Below are 18616 nucleotides of genomic sequence, written 5' to 3' on the forward strand. Positions count from 1 at the left end.
GCTTTCTTTCGATGCTGGAGCCCAATTCTCAGGAACGGCCGTAAACATCTTCGAGCCGTACAATATCGTCTTCGCCGAGATAGCTGCCTGACTGGACTTCGATCAATTCCAAGAGCACCTTGCCTGGATTGCGGAGACGATGGACGCTTCCTAACGGGATGTAGGTACTCTGGTTTTCACCCAACAGGAACACGCGCTCGTCGCAGGTGACTTCGGCCGTACCTGATACCACGATCCAATGTTCCGCGCGGTGATGATGCTTCTGCAGGCTCAATGCAGCACCAGGCTTTACAACGATGCGCTTCACCTGGAAGCGCTCGCCGGACTCGATTGAATCGTAGCTTCCCCAAGGTCGGCGAACGATGCGGTGCAAAGAATGCTCACTGCGACCAGCGGCCTTGAGTTCATCCACCACTCGCTTGACATCCTGAGCTGCATCGCGATGCGCTACCAATGTTGCATCGGGAGTCGTGACGACAATCAGATCATCCACCCCAACCGTAGCAAGCAGGTGGCGATCGTGCGACCGCAACAGCGAATTGGCGGTATTGATCGCGATGGTATCGCCCTCGCGCAGGTTGCCTTGCGCGTCGCGAATACCCGCCATCCACAAAGCAGACCACGAACCGATGTCGCTCCATTCGCACGCCACTGGAATAACGGCTGCGCGACGGGTCTTTTCCATAACCGCGTAGTCAATGGAATTGTCAGGCACCTGGGCAAAAATTTCAGAATCGAGACGTACGAAGTCGAGATCACCTTTAGCAGAGGCATGTGCGGCGCGCACGGCTTGGAGTATCTCTGGAGCGTGGAGCTCAAGCTCTTCAAGATAGCGCGATGCCTTGAATAGGAACATGCCAGAGTTCCAGTCGTATCCCCCGTCCGCCAGATAGCTCTCGGCGGTAGCGAGGGCTGGCTTCTCCACGAATTGCGCGACCTGATACGCCCCCTCGCCGATCGATTCAGCACGGCGGATATAGCCAAATCCAGTTTCCGGTCGATCCGGGCGAATGCCGAAGGTCGCGAGCCAGCCATCACGAGCAATTGGCAACGCCAACCCCACGCCATTGGTAAAGCTCTCCGTATCGCCGATCAGATGATCTGCAGGTAGCACCAAAAGGATGGCCTCGGCGTCGCGCTCAACTGCCTGGATGGCCCCGAGCGCAATGGCCGGTGCAGTGTTGCGGGCCAAAGGCTCCAGCACGATCGTGGCGTTCTCTATGCCCGATTCAAGCAACTGCTCTGCAACGAGGAAACGATGATCTTCGCTGGCTACCACAATGGGGGATCCCACATCCGGTAGCAGTCGCGTCCGTTCGACTGTCTGCTGGAACAGAGTGCCCTGGCCCGTGAGCGATAAGAACTGCTTGGGAAGGTTCTTACGCGATACCGGCCAAAGTCGTGTACCACTGCCACCACTGAGAATAAGAGGAATCAACATGGAGTTTCACTATCCTTGAAAGCTAATTCGTGCATGACGGCTATCAAGCCATCTTGCCAAACCGGCAGTGTAACGGCGAAACGCTCTTCGAAGCAGCGGGTGTCGAGTATGGAATAGGCCGGTCGCCTGGCGGGGCTAGGATATTCAGCCGCCGTAATGGCTTCCACGAACGGCCGACGGTTCAGCACCCCCTGCGTCTGGGCCAACTCAAAAATAGCTGAAGCGAACCCGTGCCAGGTCGTTTCGCCGCGGGTCACCAGGTGATACGTCCCTTCCATCTGGGCTCGCGCCTCAGGTGCGGCGGCCAACCAATGCTGCAACGCAACAATCGTTCCGTCGACGATAACTCTCGTGGGCGTGGGGGTGCCACGTTGGTCAGCCACAACCTTCAGTAAGTCGCGTTCAGTACCCAGGCGCAACATGGTGCGTAGAAAGTTTTGACCTTTCGCCCCATAAACCCAGGCTGTGCGGAAGGTGAAATGCTGGGCGCCACTTGCCTGAAGAGCCAGTTCGCCCGCAAGCTTGCTGCGTCCATAGGCGCCTAGAGGGTTGGTGGGTGCCCGCACCGTGTAAGGGCGGGCGGCGTTTCCATCAAAGACATAGTCCGATGAGTAATGGACGACGAGTGCCCGGTGTCGGCGTGCCCATTCACCCAAATGGCCGACCGCTTCGCCATTGATGCAATGGGCCAGAGCTTCCTCGCTTTCTGCGCGATCCACCGCCGTGTAAGCGGCCGTGTTTATGATTATCTGGGGCTCGATGCGATCAAGCAGGGCGCGGAGTGAATCTGGTTGAGCAAAATTGGCGACCTCGATGTTTGCACCGTCAAAGCGACGCCCATCCCTGCTCGCGCAAGTCAAGCTACCAAGCTCAGCAAGCGGTCCCTGCTCGACGAAGCTTCGCCCAAGTTGGCCATTGGCTCCTAGCAACAGGATGTTCACGGTGTGAACGCGGGCAGTAATTCAGGAGGTATATCGGCAAGCGGCGGTGCACGCATGTCCTTTTCGGACAGCAGCGGCACGGAGACCGGCCAGTCGATGCCGATAGCGGTATCGTTCCATCGTATCGCGCGGTCAGCCAAGGGGTCATACAGTGCGGTGCATTGGTAAGTAAATGTCGCGGCCTCTGACAATACACAAAAGCCGTGCGCAAAGCCTTCCGGAACCCAGAAATGGCGATGGTTTTCACCGGTAAGCATCACGCCGGTCCATTGACCGAAGGTCGGCGAGCCACGGCGAATATCGACGGCCACGTCATAGACCTCACCCTCAAGTACGCTGACCAACTTCCCCTGCGGATGGGGCCACTGATAGTGCAGTCCGCGCAATACGCCCTGTGCTGAGCGCGAGACGTTCGATTGCACGAACTTAGAGCCAATGCCGATTTGCTCGAACTTTTCTTGGTGGTAGCTTTCGTAGAAAAAGCCTCGTTCATCGCCGAAGACTCTCGGCTCGATGATTAGCGCTCCTGGAAGGCCCGATGGGATCGTCTTCATTCCACGCTGCCCTGCTCAGATAGAAGACTCAAATACCGTCCGTAGCCAGTCTTGATCAAGGGGGCAGCGAGGCGTTGGAGCTGCTCCTGATCGATCCAACCATTTATGAAAGCGATCTCTTCAGGGCAGCAGACTTTGAGACCCTGCCGCTTTTCGATGGTTTCGATGTAATTGCCCGCTTCCATCAATGACTCATGGGTGCCGGTATCGAGCCATGCGTAGCCACGTCCAAGCCGCTCAAGATGCAGCTGCCCTTCCTGCAGATAGCGCTTGTTGAGATCGGTGATCTCTAGCTCGCCTCGTACAGAAGGCGTCAGTTCCGCAGCGAAATCGCAAGCTCGTTTGTCGTAGAAATACAGGCCGGTCACGGCGTAGTGGGACTTCGGCTTGGCTGGCTTCTCTTCCAGGCCGATCACGTGGCCATGGGCGTTGAATTCAGCGACGCCATAACGCTCGGGATCATTCACCCAATATCCGAATACAGTGGCGCCCGTATCGCGCAAGGCAGCGCGCCTAATCTTTTCCGTGAGTCCGACGCCATAGAAGATGTTGTCGCCGAGCACAAGGCAGCTGGGCTTGTCGTCGATAAACTCGCGAGCGATCAAAAATGCCTGCGCCAAGCCATCCGGTGAGGGTTGGATGGCGTACTGGATGTTGATGCCCCACTGCGAGCCGTCACCCAACAAGCGTTGAAACAGCGCTTGTTCGTGCGGCGTGTTGATCACCAGGATGTCGCGAATGCCCGCCAGCATCAATGTGGCCAGCGGATAATAGATCATGGGCTTGTCGTAGACCGGTAGCAGTTGCTTGCTCACGGCCTGGGTCACCGGATACAGGCGGGTGCCGGATCCTCCAGCGAGGATGATGCCCTTTATAGTGCTCATGCGCCCAACCTTTCCATGCGGTAGCTTCCGTCAAGCACACGCTGCACCCAAGGCTGGTTGTCCAGATACCAGCGAACGGTCAGAGCGATACCGCTCTCGAAGGTATGTGAGGGCGCCCAGCCGAGCTCGCGCTTGAGCTTGGTGGCGTCAATGGCGTATCGCCGATCATGTCCTGGCCGATCGCGTACGAAGGTGATCAGCGACTCTCGCGACTTGCACTCGGCTAGTGGTCGATATTGGTCGAGCAGCGCGCAAATGGTCTTCACCACCGTAATGTTTTCTTGTTCGGCATTGCCGCCCACATTGTAGGTGTCACCCACTCGGCCAGCTTCCAGTACACGCAGGATCGCCGAGCAGTGGTCGTCTACGAACAGCCAGTCGCGGATGTTCCTGCCGTCTCCGTATACCGGCACATTCTCGCCAACCAGTGCCTTCTGTATCGTGAGCGGAATCAATTTCTCCGGAAACTGATACGGCCCGTAGTTGTTGGAACAGTTGGTGGTCAGCGAAGGCAGGCCGTAGGTATGATGGAAAGCGCGCACCAAATGGTCAGATGCGGCCTTCGAGGCTGAATAGGGTGAGTTGGGGGCGTAGGGCGTGGTCTCGGTGAACAGCCCCTCCGCCGCGAGCGAACCGTATACTTCGTCGGTGGATACGTGCAGGAAACGAAAATTTTTCCGCGCATCGCCTTGGAGTTCGCGCCAGTAGTCGCGTGCGCACTCGAGCAGTCCGAGCGTTCCGACCACGTTGGTCTCGATGAAGGCCGCCGGGCCGTCGATCGAACGATCCACGTGGGATTCGGCAGCGAAGTTCGCGATGGCCACTGGGCGGTACCTAGCAAGCAGTTTTGCTACCAGGGCGCGGTCGCCGATATCGCCTTGGACAAACTGATACCGCTCATCGCCCTCTAACGAGGTCAACGTGTCGAGATTGCCTGCGTAAGTGAGCTTGTCTAGGTTGATGATCCGCCGACCGCTCGATACCGCCTTCAGGACAAAATTGGCGCCAATAAAGCCCGCGCCGCCAGTGACTAGAATTGGGTCTGATCCGAAAGGCATGAGGGTCATCTGTATATTTCCACGCTGGCTCAGATAGCCGTGATGTGCCTCATCTCGGGCTTCGCATGATGCCTTTTTTTGCAGCGTCGACCAAGCCGCGCTGGCCGGAGAGTCAGAGCCTGTACAGTCACTGGATTGCTACCCGATGGGTGCCAGTTGCGATCAAGACGGTTTAATGGCACGGGGCGGGCTGGCTCGCCTGAAGCGTTCCAGTGCCGACCAGGATGACTCTTTAACGCTCAGCGTTGCCCTGTTTTCCGGCCAGGAATCGAGATATTCGGGGTTATGGGCCGGGGGGGGGCGGACGTCGGCCATCCTTATATGAACGGTTCGCCCTCCGGATACCTTGGGCAAATGACGGGCGAGCAGTAGAATTACCGGCGTTTATCTCAGCGAAAGCCCCGTGTGGGCGTGGACGGATGCATGAATACTGGAAGTCGGCAGGGCAGTCTTGGGCTGGGAACCCTGGCAATTCATGGCGGGCAACAGCCAGACCAGAGTACTGGCGCAGTGATGCCGCCGATCTATGCAACCTCCACTTATGCACAGAGTAGCCCCGGCGTTCACCAGGGCTTTGAATATTCCCGCACCCACAACCCCACGCGTTTCGCTTACGAGCGCTGCCTCGCGGCATTGGAGGGCGGCTCGCGGGGGTTCGCCTTTGCTTCTGGGATGGCAGCCACCTCGACGGTATTGGAGCTGCTCGATGCCGGCGCCCACGTAATCGCCATGGACGATCTGTATGGCGGCACCTATCGATTGTTCGAGCGCGTAAGGCGGCGAACAGCGAATCTGGATATCAGCTACGTTGACTTGAGCGTTCCTGACCTGTTCGAAGCAAGCATCCAGCCCGAGACCAAGATGGTCTGGATCGAGACTCCAACTAACCCTCTGCTGAAGCTCGTGGATATCCAGGCCATCGCTTCTGTCGCGAGTAAGCACGGCATCCTGGTGGTTGTCGACAACACATTCGCCTCTCCCATGCTGCAGCGGCCGCTTGAGCTCGGCGCGGATCTTGTCGTTCACTCCGCGACCAAGTACCTCAACGGCCACTCCGATATGGTCGGTGGTGCCGCGATCGTCGGCGACAATATCGAGTTGGCGGAGCAGATGGCGTTTCTACAGAATTCGACGGGAGCGGTGCAGGGGCCCTTCGACAGTTTTCTCGCGTTGCGTGGCTTGAAGACGCTCGCGTTGCGTATGAAAGCGCACTGTGCGAATGCGCTGAAGCTGGCAACCTGGCTTGAGCTCCAGCCTGAGGTGAAGCGCGTCATTTATCCTGGCTTGGCATCGCATCCACAACACGCGCTTGCGGTCCGCTCCATGACAGGGTTTGGCGGAATCATCTCGGTCCAGTTAAACGGCGGTGAGGATGCCGCTCGCCGATTCTGCGAGCGTACGCAGCTGTTCACTCTGGCCGAATCGCTGGGTGGTGTGGAGAGTCTGGTTAACTATCCGGCGGTCATGACGCACGCATCCATTCCGCGTGAGCGACGACTGGAGCTTGGTATCTCTGACGATCTGGTGCGATTGAGTGTGGGCGTCGAAGAGGTTGCCGATTTGCAGGGCGATCTGGAACGCGCGATGAGGGGCTGAAATGGATTTTCGTGCCTGTAGCTCGACGCCGATCGGCACAAGATCGTCATGAGTCAGAATAAGGCCAGTGGCTACGCGACTGCGCTGCTTGGCCTGGCGGCCTGGATCCGCCAGCGAAAAGTACTTCGCGTTATCTATCGGCTGTTTCCACAGTCCTTGCGCAACTGGGTTTCCTGGAGGTTGGCCGCGCCTGCACGAAAAAGGGTGAGCTTTCCACACACTCCAGCCTGGAATCGTGAACCGCCAGCCTTGCCCGCTATTCATTCCATGAATCGCTCGGAACGTTGGGGCCTGGGTGTGGGTGTCAACATCTTTGCTTTTTTCCGCGGACAGTTTGGCATTGGAGAAAGTGCGAGGCTATACGCGCGCGCGCTTATCGAAGCGGGTTTTCCCGTGGCGTTGATTGACATCGATCAACAGTTGTCTCATGGACTGGATGAAAGAAGTTTCGAGCTTTATCTCGGTTCAGAGGCGCCTTACGGAGTTCATCTGATCTTCGTCAATCCAGACTATCTCGATGATGCGCTCAAGCGGATAGGAAGAGCCACTCTGAAGAATGGTTATGTCATTGCTTGCTGGTTCTGGGAGCTGGAGATAGTTCCGCCTGAGTGGTTGCCAGCTCTGGAGTTGGTGGACGAGATCATGGTGTCCTCCGCCTTCGTCGAGGCTGCATTCCGTCGAGTCACGGACAAACCAATATTGAGGGTGCCACTTCCGCTCTGTGATACCCCAGACAGCGGTCTTACCCGCGAAGACATTGGTCTTCGATCGGACGCGTTCGTTTTCCTGGTGACCTTTGATTTCAATTCGTGGCTGGATCGCAAGAATCCGTTTGCCGCCATCGAGGCATTCAGGCTTGCTTTCCCGAAAGGTGACGAGAACGTTCAGCTGTTAGTGAAATCAAGTAACGGCTACCGTCACCCTGAGCCATTCCTGAGGCTTCTCGAAGCGGCATCCGTTGATCCACGTATCGTAGTTCGCGATCAGATTATTGAGCGCCATCATGTCCAGGCTCTTCAGCGATGCTCAGATGCATATATCTCTCTGCATCGCTCGGAAGGATTTGGTTTGGGGATGGCCGAAAGCATGAGTTTGGGCAAGCCTGTCGTGGCCACTGCGTGGTCGGGCAACGTTGACTTCATGGACGACGACTCTGCGCTAATGGTTGGCTATCAGTTAGTACCCGTAAGGCCCGGACAGTATTCACATGCCGCGGGTCAGCGCTGGGCTGAGGCTGATTTGCATCAGGCAGCCGCCTGTATGAGGCGCCTGGTCAGCGAACCCGGATTCGCCGAACGCTTGGGTGAGCGAGCACGCAAGCGTGTCTCCGAGCAGCTTTCGCCGATATCGGCGGCTTCAGTCCTTACCTCTAGGCTTGCGGAAATCGCAGACGGGCGTAATGGGTGAGCGATGAGGTTTAAGGAGCGGGCCGCGGCCCTGCGGCGGGACGAGTCGCCTGTCAATCTATTGGATGAGGCAGCTCGCGATTACCTACCATGTCAGGTTAAGCTTGCGGGCCTGATTCGAGATGCCCGCGCAGGTGATTAATTTCTCTGTGCGCACGAGAATCGGATTGATTTAATTGATTATTTGCCGATTTTGAATTGCACTGGGTGGGTGGCGTAGCGGTATGCGCATAGGGTTCGATATTTCTCAAACCGGTTCGGGGAAGGCCGGGTGCGGTTACTTCGCGCACGCCTTGGCGCAGGCAATGATCGAGGTTGCCCCTCAGCATGATTATTCCCTCTACCCCAGCTTTGGCGATTTCTACTTTGACCCGTCCATGCCGACTCGGAATCCCTATCCGGGAAGAAGCGTTTCCTACGGGCCTTGCCATGCCACCAGAGAGGCCGCGCAGTCCTTCTGGGCAAGGGCCGAAGTGGAGGCATCACTCGGGGCGCCTGACATCATCCATTCGAACAATTTCTGGTCGCCCCTGCAAATTGCCTCGAGCCGCCTGATCTACACCTTCTACGACCTGGGCTTTGTGGTGGATCCGGCGTGGACTACAGAGGCGAATCGACTGGGCTGCTTCGATGGCGTGTTTCGTTCTGCGATCTCGGCGGACTGGGTGGTGGCCATCTCCGAGGCTTCGAGAGCGCATTATCTGGCCACATTTCCTCATTTTCCAGAGCAGCGCATACGGGTGATATATCCGTGCTCGCGTTTTGCTGACTCGTCCGCCCTGGGAAAGCGACCCAAGGCGCTCGCCGGCATATCCGAGGGTCGGTTCTGGTTGAGCGTGGGAACGATCGAACCTCGAAAAAACCAGCGCCGAATGGCCGAAGCCTATGCGCAGTACCTGGCTGCCGGCGGAGTGGACATGCCTCTGGTCCTGGCGGGTGGCAAGGGTTGGCTCATGGAAGATTTCCAAAGCCATCTAAAGGAGCTGGGAGTCCAGGATCGCGTCTTCATGACTGGCTACGTCTCGGACGATGAGCTGATTTGGCTGTATCGCCATTGTTACGCCAACCTCTATTCCTCGCTGTTCGAGGGTTTTGGCCTGCCTGTGCTGGAAGGTATGCAGTTCGGAGCGGCCACACTTGCCTCGACGTCCAGTTCGATTCCCGAGGTCACGGGGGATGCTGCTATACTCATTAGCCCAACCGATACAGAGGGTTGGGCGCAATCAATGGTGCGTCTCGCCGCAAATCGGGAAAAGCGGGACGCACTGAGTGTCGCTGCCGTAGAGCAGTCGAAGAAGTTTGACTGGAAGCGTAGTGCTGGAGATCTGCTCAAGCTATATGAGGAGGCATTGGCCTCACCAAAGCGGCACTCGATGGTGTGATTTGGGCACGGTCGATGGTAGGCGGTGCGCCAGAACACGATCGATGACGAGTGCTCGGCAGGGTTCAGTGAAGCAACGGAAACAGCATCTAAGCGTCAACCTGATGCTAACTGTCGGAACGGCGTTCTGGCGGGGAATTGAGGTGCGGCCACGGGCGAGAGTTCTTTTACCGATCTGGCCGCAACATTCGAAATTCGAGCCAACACGGGTTGTCGTCCGTTGAAGCGGGACAGTGCGCTGGCGATCTGCTTCACGTTGCAGCAGGTGTCTCGAGTGAACCCACTACTGAGGATTCATCGAATAATTCTCCATGCGCAAAATCCTTTGGGTTGGCGGCGGGACAATCATCTGCGAAACCGTGCCAGGCGAGCCCCGCGCGACGGTCTTGGATCTCAGAGAGCGGGACGCCAGCGTCACGAATGTGGACGCGATGGACGCGCTCTCGTCCGCTGTCTCCTCGGAAAACGTCTGAGGCTCAAGCCTCGCTGGAACTAACTTGGCCGAACGAGCCACGTTACGCTACACGGATAATTAGGCGTCCAAGCAAGCACTGGTCAATCAGGCCATTCACTATCAGAACAGGCTGTTGAGCTAATGAACAATCGTCATCCAGCAACACCTCATGCGATGTTTCGTAGTCTTCTGCGGCATCGCGAGTTGTTGTGGGAACTCGTCAAACGGGACTTTATCGGGCGTTACAAAGGCTCGGTGCTCGGGGTTGTTTGGTCGCTGTTCAACCCGCTGCTCATGCTCGTCATCTACACCTTCGTATTCAGCGTCGCGTTCAAGGCTCGATGGGGTGGGCAGGGCGACGACAGCAAAGTTACTTTTGCCATCGTTCTCTTCTCGGGCATCATCGTTCACACACTCTTTGCCGAATGCATCAACCGCTCGCCAAGCTTGATCGCGAGCCATGCCAACTATGTCAAGAAGGTGGTTTTTCCTCTGGAGATACTGTCCTGGATGGCACTGCTGTCCGCCATGCTGCATTTTCTGGTTAGTTTCTCAGTGCTGCTGGCGTTCTGCCTGATCGACGGCGTGTCCATCCATGCGGGGGCGCTGCTGATTCCGGTGGCCCTTTTTCCCTTGGTGATGATGATCATGGGGCTGTCATGGATGCTGGCTTCGCTTGGCGTATACCTGCGCGACCTCTCTCAGGTCGTCGGTGTGTTCGTTACCGTCTGCATGTTCCTCGCGCCGATTTTCTATCCGATTGAGTCATTGCCCGACTCCTATCGCGGACTGCTGGCCTGGAACCCGATTACGCTTCCGGTTATCCAGCTTCGCAATCTGATGTTGTGGGACAAGCCCTTCCAGTGGAATGACTGGTTCATGAGCTTAGTGATCGGGCTTGTCGTCTGTCAGGTTGGGTTCTGGTGGTTCCAGAAATCACGCCGAGGTTTTGCCGATGTCGTCTGAAGAACTCGTTATCGATGTTCGTAACCTCAGCAAGCGTTACGAGATCTACGCGACACCGCGCGACCGACTCAAGCAATTGGTGTTGCCCCGCCTGCACAGCGTATTTAATAAGGCGGGCGCCGCCCTCGGGCTCATAAAGCCACGTCCCACGCCCGATTTCTTTCGCGAGTTCTGGGCGCTGCGCGACGTGTCGTTCCAGGTGCGTCGCGGTGAAACCCTGGGTGTGATTGGTCGCAACGGTAGCGGAAAAAGCACGCTTCTGCAGCTGCTTGCCGGCACGCTTTCGGCGACGAGTGGTGAGGTCGGCGTCAATGGGAGGGTCGCTGCGTTGCTGGAGTTGGGCAGTGGATTCAATCCGGACTTTAGTGGACGTGAAAACGTCTTCTTGAATGGCCGGATTCTTGGTCTGACACAGCAAGAAATCGAGCAGCGATACGACCAGATCGTCGAATTTGCGGACATTGGTGAATTCATCGATCAGCCCGTGAAAACCTATTCGAGCGGCATGTTTGTGCGCCTGGCGTTCGCGGTGCAGGCGCATATCGATGCATCGATCATTATCATTGACGAGGCGCTTGCGGTGGGTGACGTGTTCTTCCGCAAGAAATGCTACGCTCGTCTCGAGCAGTTGCGTGACTCTGGCGCCGCGATCCTGCTCGTCTCGCATTCGATGCCGGATATCGAGCAGTATTGCGAACGGGCGGTGCTGCTTGACCATGGCATTACCCAATTCATCGGGCCGTCTTCGGAAGCTGCTAAGCGCTACTACTTGCTGCACCAGGCAGATACGCGCGCACTCGAGAAGGCGGAAACCATCCCCCTGGCGCTTGCCGCGGAGGACGCGGTGCCCGTCGTCATTGATCGCCCGCCGACGTCGGCATATTTGGACCTTGCAGCCAAGGTCCAGGTTAGCGACGGTAGCGCGACCTGCATAGGCGTAGCGCTATCTGATGCCACGGGACAGCCGCGCAACAGCTTTCGGCAGGGCGACGTGGCAGTGTTCCATTACGAGTTCGAACTGAACCATGATTTTGACGTGCCAGTCTGCGGGATGACCATCAGAAACGAGCGCGGCGTCATCGTCTTCGGAAAGAACAGTTGGCAATTTGAGAACGATGTCCCCATCAGTTTGGGCGCTGCATCAAAGATTATATGTCGGCACGAAGTGAAACTTGATATCGGTCCTGGCGAGTACATCGTTGAAGTGGGAGTGGCTTCCGTGACACAAGAGACGTGGGCGGATCGCCAACGAATTTCACACGACGAGTTTTCGGCTAGGTGCCTGAGGCATTGCCACGTGCCAGATGCTGCGTCGTTCACGGTCGGTCTTGCGATCAAGGATGGCATTCCGGTCCTCACCCATCATGGCGTAGCGAATTTGCCGGGGAATCTCACCATCGCCGTGGAGCGATAGCTTCATGCTCGCCCGCGACGCCCCGATCCAGTCACAGCTCGATGGGCGTCCGATTATGCGTTCGACGGGCTTGAACACCGTACTGACAACCTCAAAAGCTATCTCATGAAAGACAAAATCCTGCTTCCAGAAGACGTGCTTCGCGGTTATGACGCGGTTTGCGAGCTCTATTCTCACGTACCGCCCTTAAGTCATTGGCGTGCGTGGGAGTGCGCGGCTTACGAGGGCTATCGCATCGATGGTCGTGTTCTTGACCTCGGCTGCGGCGATGGTCGCTATTTTCGCCTCCTCTGGCCGGAGGCGTCCGACGTCGTTGGCGTGGATATGGAACCCGAAGTTGCCCAGCTAGGTCGTCAGAGCGGCGTTTATCGTAGCGTTCACGTCGCGCCAGCGCATGATGTGCCGGAGCCTGACGCCAGCTTCGATCATGTGTTCGCGAACTGTTCGCTTGAGCACATGGACCATCTGGATGCAGTGCTCAACGAAATCCAACGTTGCCTTAAGCCGGGTGGCACGCTGCTTTGCAGCGTGGTTACCAACCATTTTATCGATTGGTCGATCTTACCGCAGTTTGTTGATATGGCAGGTTTCAAGGGGGCGGCGACAACGATTCGTGAGGAGTTCCTGGACTACCACCATCTGGCCAACCCGCTCACGGTAGACGATTGGGCGAAGAGCTTCGCGCGTGCGGGGCTGGTTGCCGAAGAACATGTGCCGATTTTACCTAAGCACAATGGCGGGGCATTTCTGCTCGGGGACAGCCTCTGGCACCTCAGGCGGGCCATTGGGGGTGAAGCGGGCGATATCATTTACCCGTTCCTTTCTGCAAACCCGAACTTTCCCGGTGCTTTCCGCAAAATCCTTGACGGCCTGCTCGCAATGGAGACGGATTGGTTGGACTGTTGCGGTGCAGTTTTCCTGGTACGTAAACCTCGGTGACCAAAGATGACTGAGTGCTGGTGCGGAAGTACCGAATTCGTCCCGTTCAGTTCCGAATACGTCGAATGTGGCGTGTGCGGCACATTGATCTCGCTCGTCGGCCTGACGCCCGAGCAGTTGGCCGTCAAGGACGATGAAACCGACTTCTATGGAAAGGAATACTGGCTCGGTCACCAAAGCGAGGACCTCGGATTTCCAGACATCTACAGGCGTACGCGCGCAGATCTGACCGAGCGCAATCTCCATTGGCTCAAGGCGCTTTTGAAGTATCGCTTGCCTGGCGCGAAGGTCATGGAACTTGGCTGCTCACACGGCAGTTTTGTTGCACTGATGCAACAGGCGGGCTACAACGCGTCCGGCGTGGAAATGAGCCCGTGGGTGGTTGAATTCGGAAAACGGACCTTCCAGGTGCCGATCTTCGTGGGACCGATCGAGGGACTAGATATCCCCGACGGCAGCCTGGATGTGATCGCGCTCATGGATGTCATGGAGCACCTGCCTGATCCGGTAGCGACGATGGCGCACTGCCTAAAGCTTCTGAAGCCCGACGGTGTGCTGCTGGTCCAGACGCCAAAGTTCCGCCCTGGCATGAACTACGCTGAGTTGGTTGAAACCAATGGCGCATTCCTTGAGCAGCTGAAGGCCGACGAACATCTCTATTTGTTTACCGAGGAGTCGGCGAAGCGCTTGTTCCGTCAGCTTGGAGCGGAACACATCCAGTTCGAGCCGGCGATATTCAGTCAGTACGATATGTTCTTCGCGGTAAGTCGAATTCCTCTTCATATCTACACGCCAGAAGAGGGTGAGGAAGCGCTGACACACGTTCCGAACGGCCGGATCACGCTGGCATTGCTCGATTTGCGGGCTCGTGAGCTGGCGACGGTTGCTGACGCCGTGTTGCGTGGCGAGCAGATTGAGACGTTGACCAACATGGTTCAGCAATCTCATGAGGAAGCGGTTGCTCGTGCTCATCAGATCGAGGTTTTAACCAGCTTGGTGAAGGAGTCCGAGGCGGATCGGCATGCACGTGGCCAGCAGATCTGGACATTGACGGACTTGGTAAAAGAGTCTGAAGCGGATCGGGATGCCCGAGGCAAGCAGATTGAGATATTGACGGGCCTGCTGAAGGAATCCGAGGCTGACCGCGACGCCCGTGGCAAGCAGGTAATTACGTTGACGGACCAGTTGAAAGAATCTGACGCAGCCCGGAATGCTCGGATCAAACAGGCTTTTCCCAAATGGGTCAAGGAGTCTGAGGCACGCCTGGATGCGCAACTCAAGAAAATTGAATGCCTAAGCGAAATGTTGAATGAGCCTGAAGCAGATCGGCTGGCTCGTGCGCAGCAGATCGAGACGCTGGCCGGATTATTGAAGGGGTCTGAAGCTGCGCATGCGGCCCGAAATGCGCAGATTGAAGCTTTGCAAAAGCTTCGCGAAGAGTCGGCAGAAGACCGGGTCGAACGCGACAGAAAGATCGAGGATCTAACCCATATGCTGAAGCAGTCCGAGATGGACGGCATGGCACGGGATCAACAGATCAGCGCATTCATCGAGACGTTGAAGCGCACCTCGGTCGAGAAGGCGGAGCAAGACGAGCGAATCGCCGTTCTGCTTGAGGATGTACGTAGCCTATTCGACCGTCGGTCGTTCCGAACGATGGCCAAGTTTGCTCGTTGACAGGAAACAAAGACATTGGAAGATGGGATCAAGCAGCCATGAGCAGAATGCCGCACAAAGTTGCAGTGGACCTAACTCCCATCTTGCCTGGTGGGGAGAATGGCGGAGCGAAAATTTTCGTACTCGACCTTATGCGGCAGCTGGCTGAAATGGCGCCGTCGACGGAGTTCATTCTGCTCACGCAAGCAGCGTCGCATGACGAGCTTTCCTCCCTGGAGGGTTCTAATGTGCGGCGAAAAATGGTGCTTGGCCCGATCACGGAAGCTCATGTTCGAACGCGCATTGGCGGGCTTGCCTCGCGGATCGGCTCGCGTGTTCCATCGAGGCTCGCACGCGCCATTAACCGGGTGCGTCGCCGTTTGGGGTCGCAGCTGCAGCGACGTCGGCCACGGTCGTTATTGCGGGATCTTGGCATTGATCTGCTGTTCTGCCCGTTTACCGCGCCAACCTATTGCGAGCCGGGGATCCCAACGGTATGTACGATCTACGATTTGCAGTACAAGACGTACCCCGAATTTTTTTCGCCGGAAGACGTTGTTCATCGAGCGAACACGTTCAGCGACGCGGCGCGGCGGGCCACGGCGCTTGCTGCCATCTCCGACTACTCGCGGCAATCTGCGATTACTCACGGGGAGATCGACCCTTCGCGTATCCAAACTATCCACCTGCGATTGGCGCGTCGTATTTCGCCTGAAGCGGGGCAAGACACAAGCGTTCTGGAGCGCCTTGGTCTCGTGCCTGCGCGATACCTCGTTTACCCGGCCAACTTCTGGAAGCACAAGAATCACGAAATGCTGTTGACGGCATTCGGGATTGCATGTCGCGGTGGCCAGCTACCCGGCGACATCAAGCTGGTGTGTACCGGCGCGCCGGGCGAGCGGCGAGACTGGTTGATGGCTGCCGCCCTCACCATGGGGCTGGGCGAGCGAGTGGTTTTCCCAGGGTATCTGCCCAATCTGGAGCTGGCCAGCGTCATCTCCCATAGCGCTGGCGTTGTATTTCCATCGCTTTATGAAGGCTTCGGCTTGCCCGTCATCGAGGCAATGGCAGCGGATGTACCGGTTGCGTGTAGCAATATCGCCTCGCTCCCCGAGGTGGCCGCCAACGCGGCAATCATGTTCGATCCCCGCATACCTGCCGACATAGCACGGGCCATGGCTACACTGGTGGGCGACGAAGCGCAGCGCCAGCAGCTCGTTGAAGCCGGTCGACGACGTGCGGAGGAGTTTTCGGATACCAAGCGCATGGCGAGGGAGTACTGGGCTTTGTTCTGTTCAGCATTGGCGGATTTCCGGCATGAAAATCTGATAATGGGCGTCACAGTGGATGGCTGGGTTGGCGACAGCCTCAAGATTCAGGCGGCGCCCCTAACAGGAGCTCGCAGCGTGGAAGTCCAGATATCTGCTCCAGAGTGGTTGCCCCGCCGATCAATAACAGTGCGTGCCTATCGCGAAGGAAGGCTGGAGGGAGCGCCCCTTGACTTGAAGCGTGGCACCGATGCCGTGATGTCATTGCCGATCGACGGTGCCGGCGGACACTTTGAATTGCATTTTACGCCCACCTTCGTTCCTGCGCGTTGCGGGCTGGGTGATGACCAGCGCGAACTCTCCGCGCTGCTGCAGCGGTGCAGTATCGTCGCAGAAAATTCCAGCCGTATTGAGTTGTATCCGGAGAGCACCGTTGCATGAAAGTCAGTGTCGTTACTCCTTCGTATAACCAGGGACAGTTCATCGAACGTACGCTTCAAAGCGTTGCGTCACAGACGGGTGCTGAGATTGAGCATGTCGTTTTCGATGGTGGCAGCTCGGATGACACCGTGGACGTACTCACGAGGTTTACCCCGGCTGTGCGTTGGGTGTCGGAAAAAGACAAAGGCCAGACGGATGCCGTCAATAAGGGTATCGCTGCCACCGACGGCGAAATCATCGGCTGGCTGAATTCGGACGATGTCTACTATCCCGGCGCCATTGCACGGGTGGTCGAATTTTTCGAGCGGCATCCGGAAGTCGACGTGGTTTATGGTCTCGCGGACCATATCGATCTCGAGGATCGTGCGTTCGAGGAATATCCCACCGAACCCTGGGACCTTGAGCGACTGAAGGAAACCTGTTTCATTTGTCAGCCCGCACTCTTCTTTCGCCGGCGTGTGGTCGAGCAGCATGGCGCGCTGGACGAGTCTCTCAATTACTGCATGGATTATGCTTACTGGCTCAGGCTCGGCACGGCAGGCGTGCGTTTTGCGCTGCTAAATGAAAAGTTGGCCGGCTCAAGGCTGTATGCCGACAATAAGACACTGGGTGCAAGGGTAAAGGTGCACTCGGAGATCAATGACATGTTTAAAGCGTTGTTAGGTAAGGTACCCGATCGCTGGCTCTACAATTATGCGCATGTCGTGGTTGACCAGCGTCATGACGCTAATCGCACCGGCCGCCGCTTTGCCGTAAGGGTCGGAGCGGTCTCCGTTCTGTCCGCGCTCAAGTGGAATCACGGAATTTCAACAGGAATGTGGAAGGCTGTATTTTCCTGGATTCGTGGCTAAGACTGCCCCGCCAAGCCGGGTTCGCCGAAGGTCAATGCGTGAAACGCATATTTCGCGGCCTATGCAGATCACTATCTCCCTCGGCGCGATGGCGCGGGTTTCATGAGCCTCGCGTTCTCGACGGGGAAAGACGGGCTTTTTGAAGCCGCGAGTGTTCTGGTGCCACGTGCTATTCCGCTCGGCAGATGTATTAAAGATGGTAGCCACGGAATTCAAGTTTGCGCCTTGGCTGGCAGTATTCAGAATGAATAACCAAGTGCTCGGTGCGCGCGTCCTGCAATCGCTTCATAAGCTAAGCGATTCTTGTCTGAAAAATGGTTCTCCCAATCGCCAGCCACTCCCTTCCTCACAAAAGTATTGTGGGCAAAAGCCTGGTCCAGCGAAGCTGAAAACTTGGCTTTGGTGAATTTATTGACGATGTCCGTGAGGCGCTCTATTTCGAGTGAAGCGCCGATGCTATTGGCCAGAAGCCGACCGAGGGACCCGGTGGGATCCTGCAGAAAATCTTCGTAGCGGATAGTCACGAGATTATCGATCTCGCCCCAGGAGGTCACGTAGGCCGACCATTCGAGTGCGGTCCTCTCGACGTATTTGTCAAAATCAACGTCCACTTTCTTCGAGATTCCATTTCTGACCAAAAATTCGGTGTCAAAAACGAACTTAGAGACAATTACGTCTCTGCCATCCCGCACCAAGTGAATCATCGTTGCGTCGAAATCAACGATCTTGGATTCTGGCAACTCATGGCTCTTGATGACGCACTTATCGGGAATCTCAAGCCCCTCGCTGCTGACGTACCAAGGGTGCTTGTGGATGTCGAAAAGAGAAAAGCCCGGTTGCACATAGATGTCGCGACACGGGACGCCTAATGCCTCGCCCATCATGGAAGTTATCCATGATCCGCCGGACTTGGGAAACTCTGAAATAACTATTGGCTTATGCAATTCAATGTCGTTCAAAACAGCCGCGCCTTTATCAGGAAGCCTAAGCGTGATGCCGTCCCTGAAATCACCGCGTTCCGAGTGAAGCTCGATCCGGTCCCCTGATTGCTAATTAACAAAAATTTAGCGAATCAGGTGCCCGCAGACCTGTCATTAGATTGCAGTCTATCTGACATCATTCCGAGATGTTGGGCTACACGACCTCGTATGTCGGCAACGCAAGCCGGTCTTAAAGAACACTGTCGGAGACGGTTTGGCCGGCGCGATTTCATGCGACTCCCGCCAGTTCTAGGCGACGTTCAAGGGCAGAATTTGCGTCTGCGCTTCCAGCCGGAAGAGGGTGTTCGCCGGCTATTCAGGCTAGGCACCATATGGCTCAGCGGCCGTCGAAGCGAAAGTTCTTGGCCACCGCCACAAACTCGGCG

At 56.8% G+C, this 18616-nt stretch carries 15 protein-coding genes; 9 read left to right on the forward strand and 6 right to left on the reverse strand.

The genetic code is table 11. The features are described from left to right. Positions 1-28: 28 nt before the first annotated feature. Genes ACN9MB_RS04120 through rfbB form a run of 5 tightly spaced genes read right to left on the reverse strand, consistent with a single transcriptional unit; the run spans position 29 to position 4887 of the window. Positions 29-1441, reverse strand: a complete 1413-nt coding sequence (locus ACN9MB_RS04120) for a mannose-1-phosphate guanylyltransferase/mannose-6-phosphate isomerase (protein ID WP_426270869.1) — start codon at positions 1439-1441, stop codon at positions 29-31. After that, positions 1435-2382, reverse strand: coding sequence for a dTDP-4-dehydrorhamnose reductase (rfbD, locus tag ACN9MB_RS04125; RefSeq protein ID WP_426270870.1), 948 nt, complete (start codon positions 2380-2382; stop codon positions 1435-1437). The genes ACN9MB_RS04120 and rfbD overlap by 7 nt, the downstream gene beginning before the upstream one ends. Then, positions 2379-2936: a dTDP-4-dehydrorhamnose 3,5-epimerase gene (gene rfbC, locus ACN9MB_RS04130; RefSeq protein ID WP_426270871.1), complete on the reverse strand. Its 558-nt coding sequence runs from the start codon at positions 2934-2936 to the stop codon at positions 2379-2381. Before rfbC ends, rfbD begins: the two co-directional genes overlap by 4 nt. After that, positions 2933-3820, reverse strand: a complete 888-nt coding sequence (gene rfbA / locus ACN9MB_RS04135; protein WP_426270872.1) for a glucose-1-phosphate thymidylyltransferase RfbA — start codon at positions 3818-3820, stop codon at positions 2933-2935. Before rfbA ends, rfbC begins: the two co-directional genes overlap by 4 nt. Then, positions 3817-4887 carry a dTDP-glucose 4,6-dehydratase gene (gene rfbB / locus ACN9MB_RS04140; protein WP_426270873.1) on the reverse strand — a complete coding sequence of 357 codons (1071 nt, stop codon included), beginning with the start codon at positions 4885-4887 and terminating at the stop codon, positions 3817-3819. The genes rfbA and rfbB overlap by 4 nt, the downstream gene beginning before the upstream one ends. A gap of 414 nt (positions 4888-5301) precedes the next feature. Between rfbB and ACN9MB_RS04145 the strand changes: the two genes are divergently transcribed. The 9 genes from ACN9MB_RS04145 (at position 5302) to ACN9MB_RS04185 (ending at position 17250) form a co-directional block, all read left to right on the forward strand. Continuing rightward, entirely contained in the window at positions 5302-6474 is a 1173-nt protein-coding gene (locus tag ACN9MB_RS04145; RefSeq protein WP_426270874.1) for a cystathionine gamma-synthase, read from the forward strand. A gap of 48 nt (positions 6475-6522) precedes the next feature. Then, the gene (locus ACN9MB_RS04150; RefSeq protein ID WP_426270875.1) at positions 6523-7881 is read left to right on the forward strand and encodes a glycosyltransferase family 4 protein; all 1359 of its coding nucleotides are present in this window, start codon (positions 6523-6525) and stop codon (positions 7879-7881) included. A 223-nt stretch (positions 7882-8104) separates the two neighbouring features. Further along, a complete protein-coding gene (locus ACN9MB_RS04155) occupies positions 8105-9262 on the forward strand; it encodes a glycosyltransferase family 4 protein (RefSeq protein WP_426270876.1) in 1158 nt (385 codons plus the stop codon). A 594-nt stretch (positions 9263-9856) separates the two neighbouring features. Beyond that, the gene (locus ACN9MB_RS04160) at positions 9857-10681 is read left to right on the forward strand and encodes an ABC transporter permease (RefSeq protein ID WP_426270877.1); all 825 of its coding nucleotides are present in this window, start codon (positions 9857-9859) and stop codon (positions 10679-10681) included. Further along, positions 10671-12095, forward strand: coding sequence for an ABC transporter ATP-binding protein (locus ACN9MB_RS04165; RefSeq protein WP_426270878.1), 1425 nt, complete (start codon positions 10671-10673; stop codon positions 12093-12095). Before ACN9MB_RS04160 ends, ACN9MB_RS04165 begins: the two co-directional genes overlap by 11 nt. 105 nt (positions 12096-12200) lie before the next feature. Next, complete coding sequence (locus ACN9MB_RS04170; protein ID WP_426270879.1) at positions 12201-13034, forward strand: class I SAM-dependent methyltransferase; 834 nt, start codon at positions 12201-12203, stop codon at positions 13032-13034. 6 nt (positions 13035-13040) lie between these two features. Continuing rightward, entirely contained in the window at positions 13041-14711 is a 1671-nt protein-coding gene (locus ACN9MB_RS04175; protein ID WP_426270880.1) for a methyltransferase domain-containing protein, read from the forward strand. Positions 14712-14749: 38 nt separating this feature from the next. Continuing rightward, a complete protein-coding gene (locus ACN9MB_RS04180) occupies positions 14750-16399 on the forward strand; it encodes a glycosyltransferase family 4 protein (RefSeq protein ID WP_426270881.1) in 1650 nt (549 codons plus the stop codon). After that, the gene (locus tag ACN9MB_RS04185) at positions 16396-17250 is read left to right on the forward strand and encodes a glycosyltransferase family 2 protein (RefSeq protein WP_426270882.1); all 855 of its coding nucleotides are present in this window, start codon (positions 16396-16398) and stop codon (positions 17248-17250) included. The genes ACN9MB_RS04180 and ACN9MB_RS04185 overlap by 4 nt, the downstream gene beginning before the upstream one ends. 239 nt (positions 17251-17489) lie before the next feature. Here ACN9MB_RS04185 and ACN9MB_RS04190 read toward each other — a convergent pair whose 3' ends face one another. Continuing rightward, on the reverse strand, positions 17490-18209 hold the full coding sequence (locus tag ACN9MB_RS04190) for a sulfotransferase domain-containing protein (RefSeq protein ID WP_426270883.1): 720 nt from the start codon (positions 18207-18209) through the stop codon (positions 17490-17492). Between the last annotated feature and the right edge of the window lie 407 nt (positions 18210-18616).

Origin of the sequence: Dyella kyungheensis (assembly GCF_049913195.1) — a bacterium.
Lineage (GTDB): Bacteria > Pseudomonadota > Gammaproteobacteria > Xanthomonadales > Rhodanobacteraceae > Dyella > Dyella kyungheensis.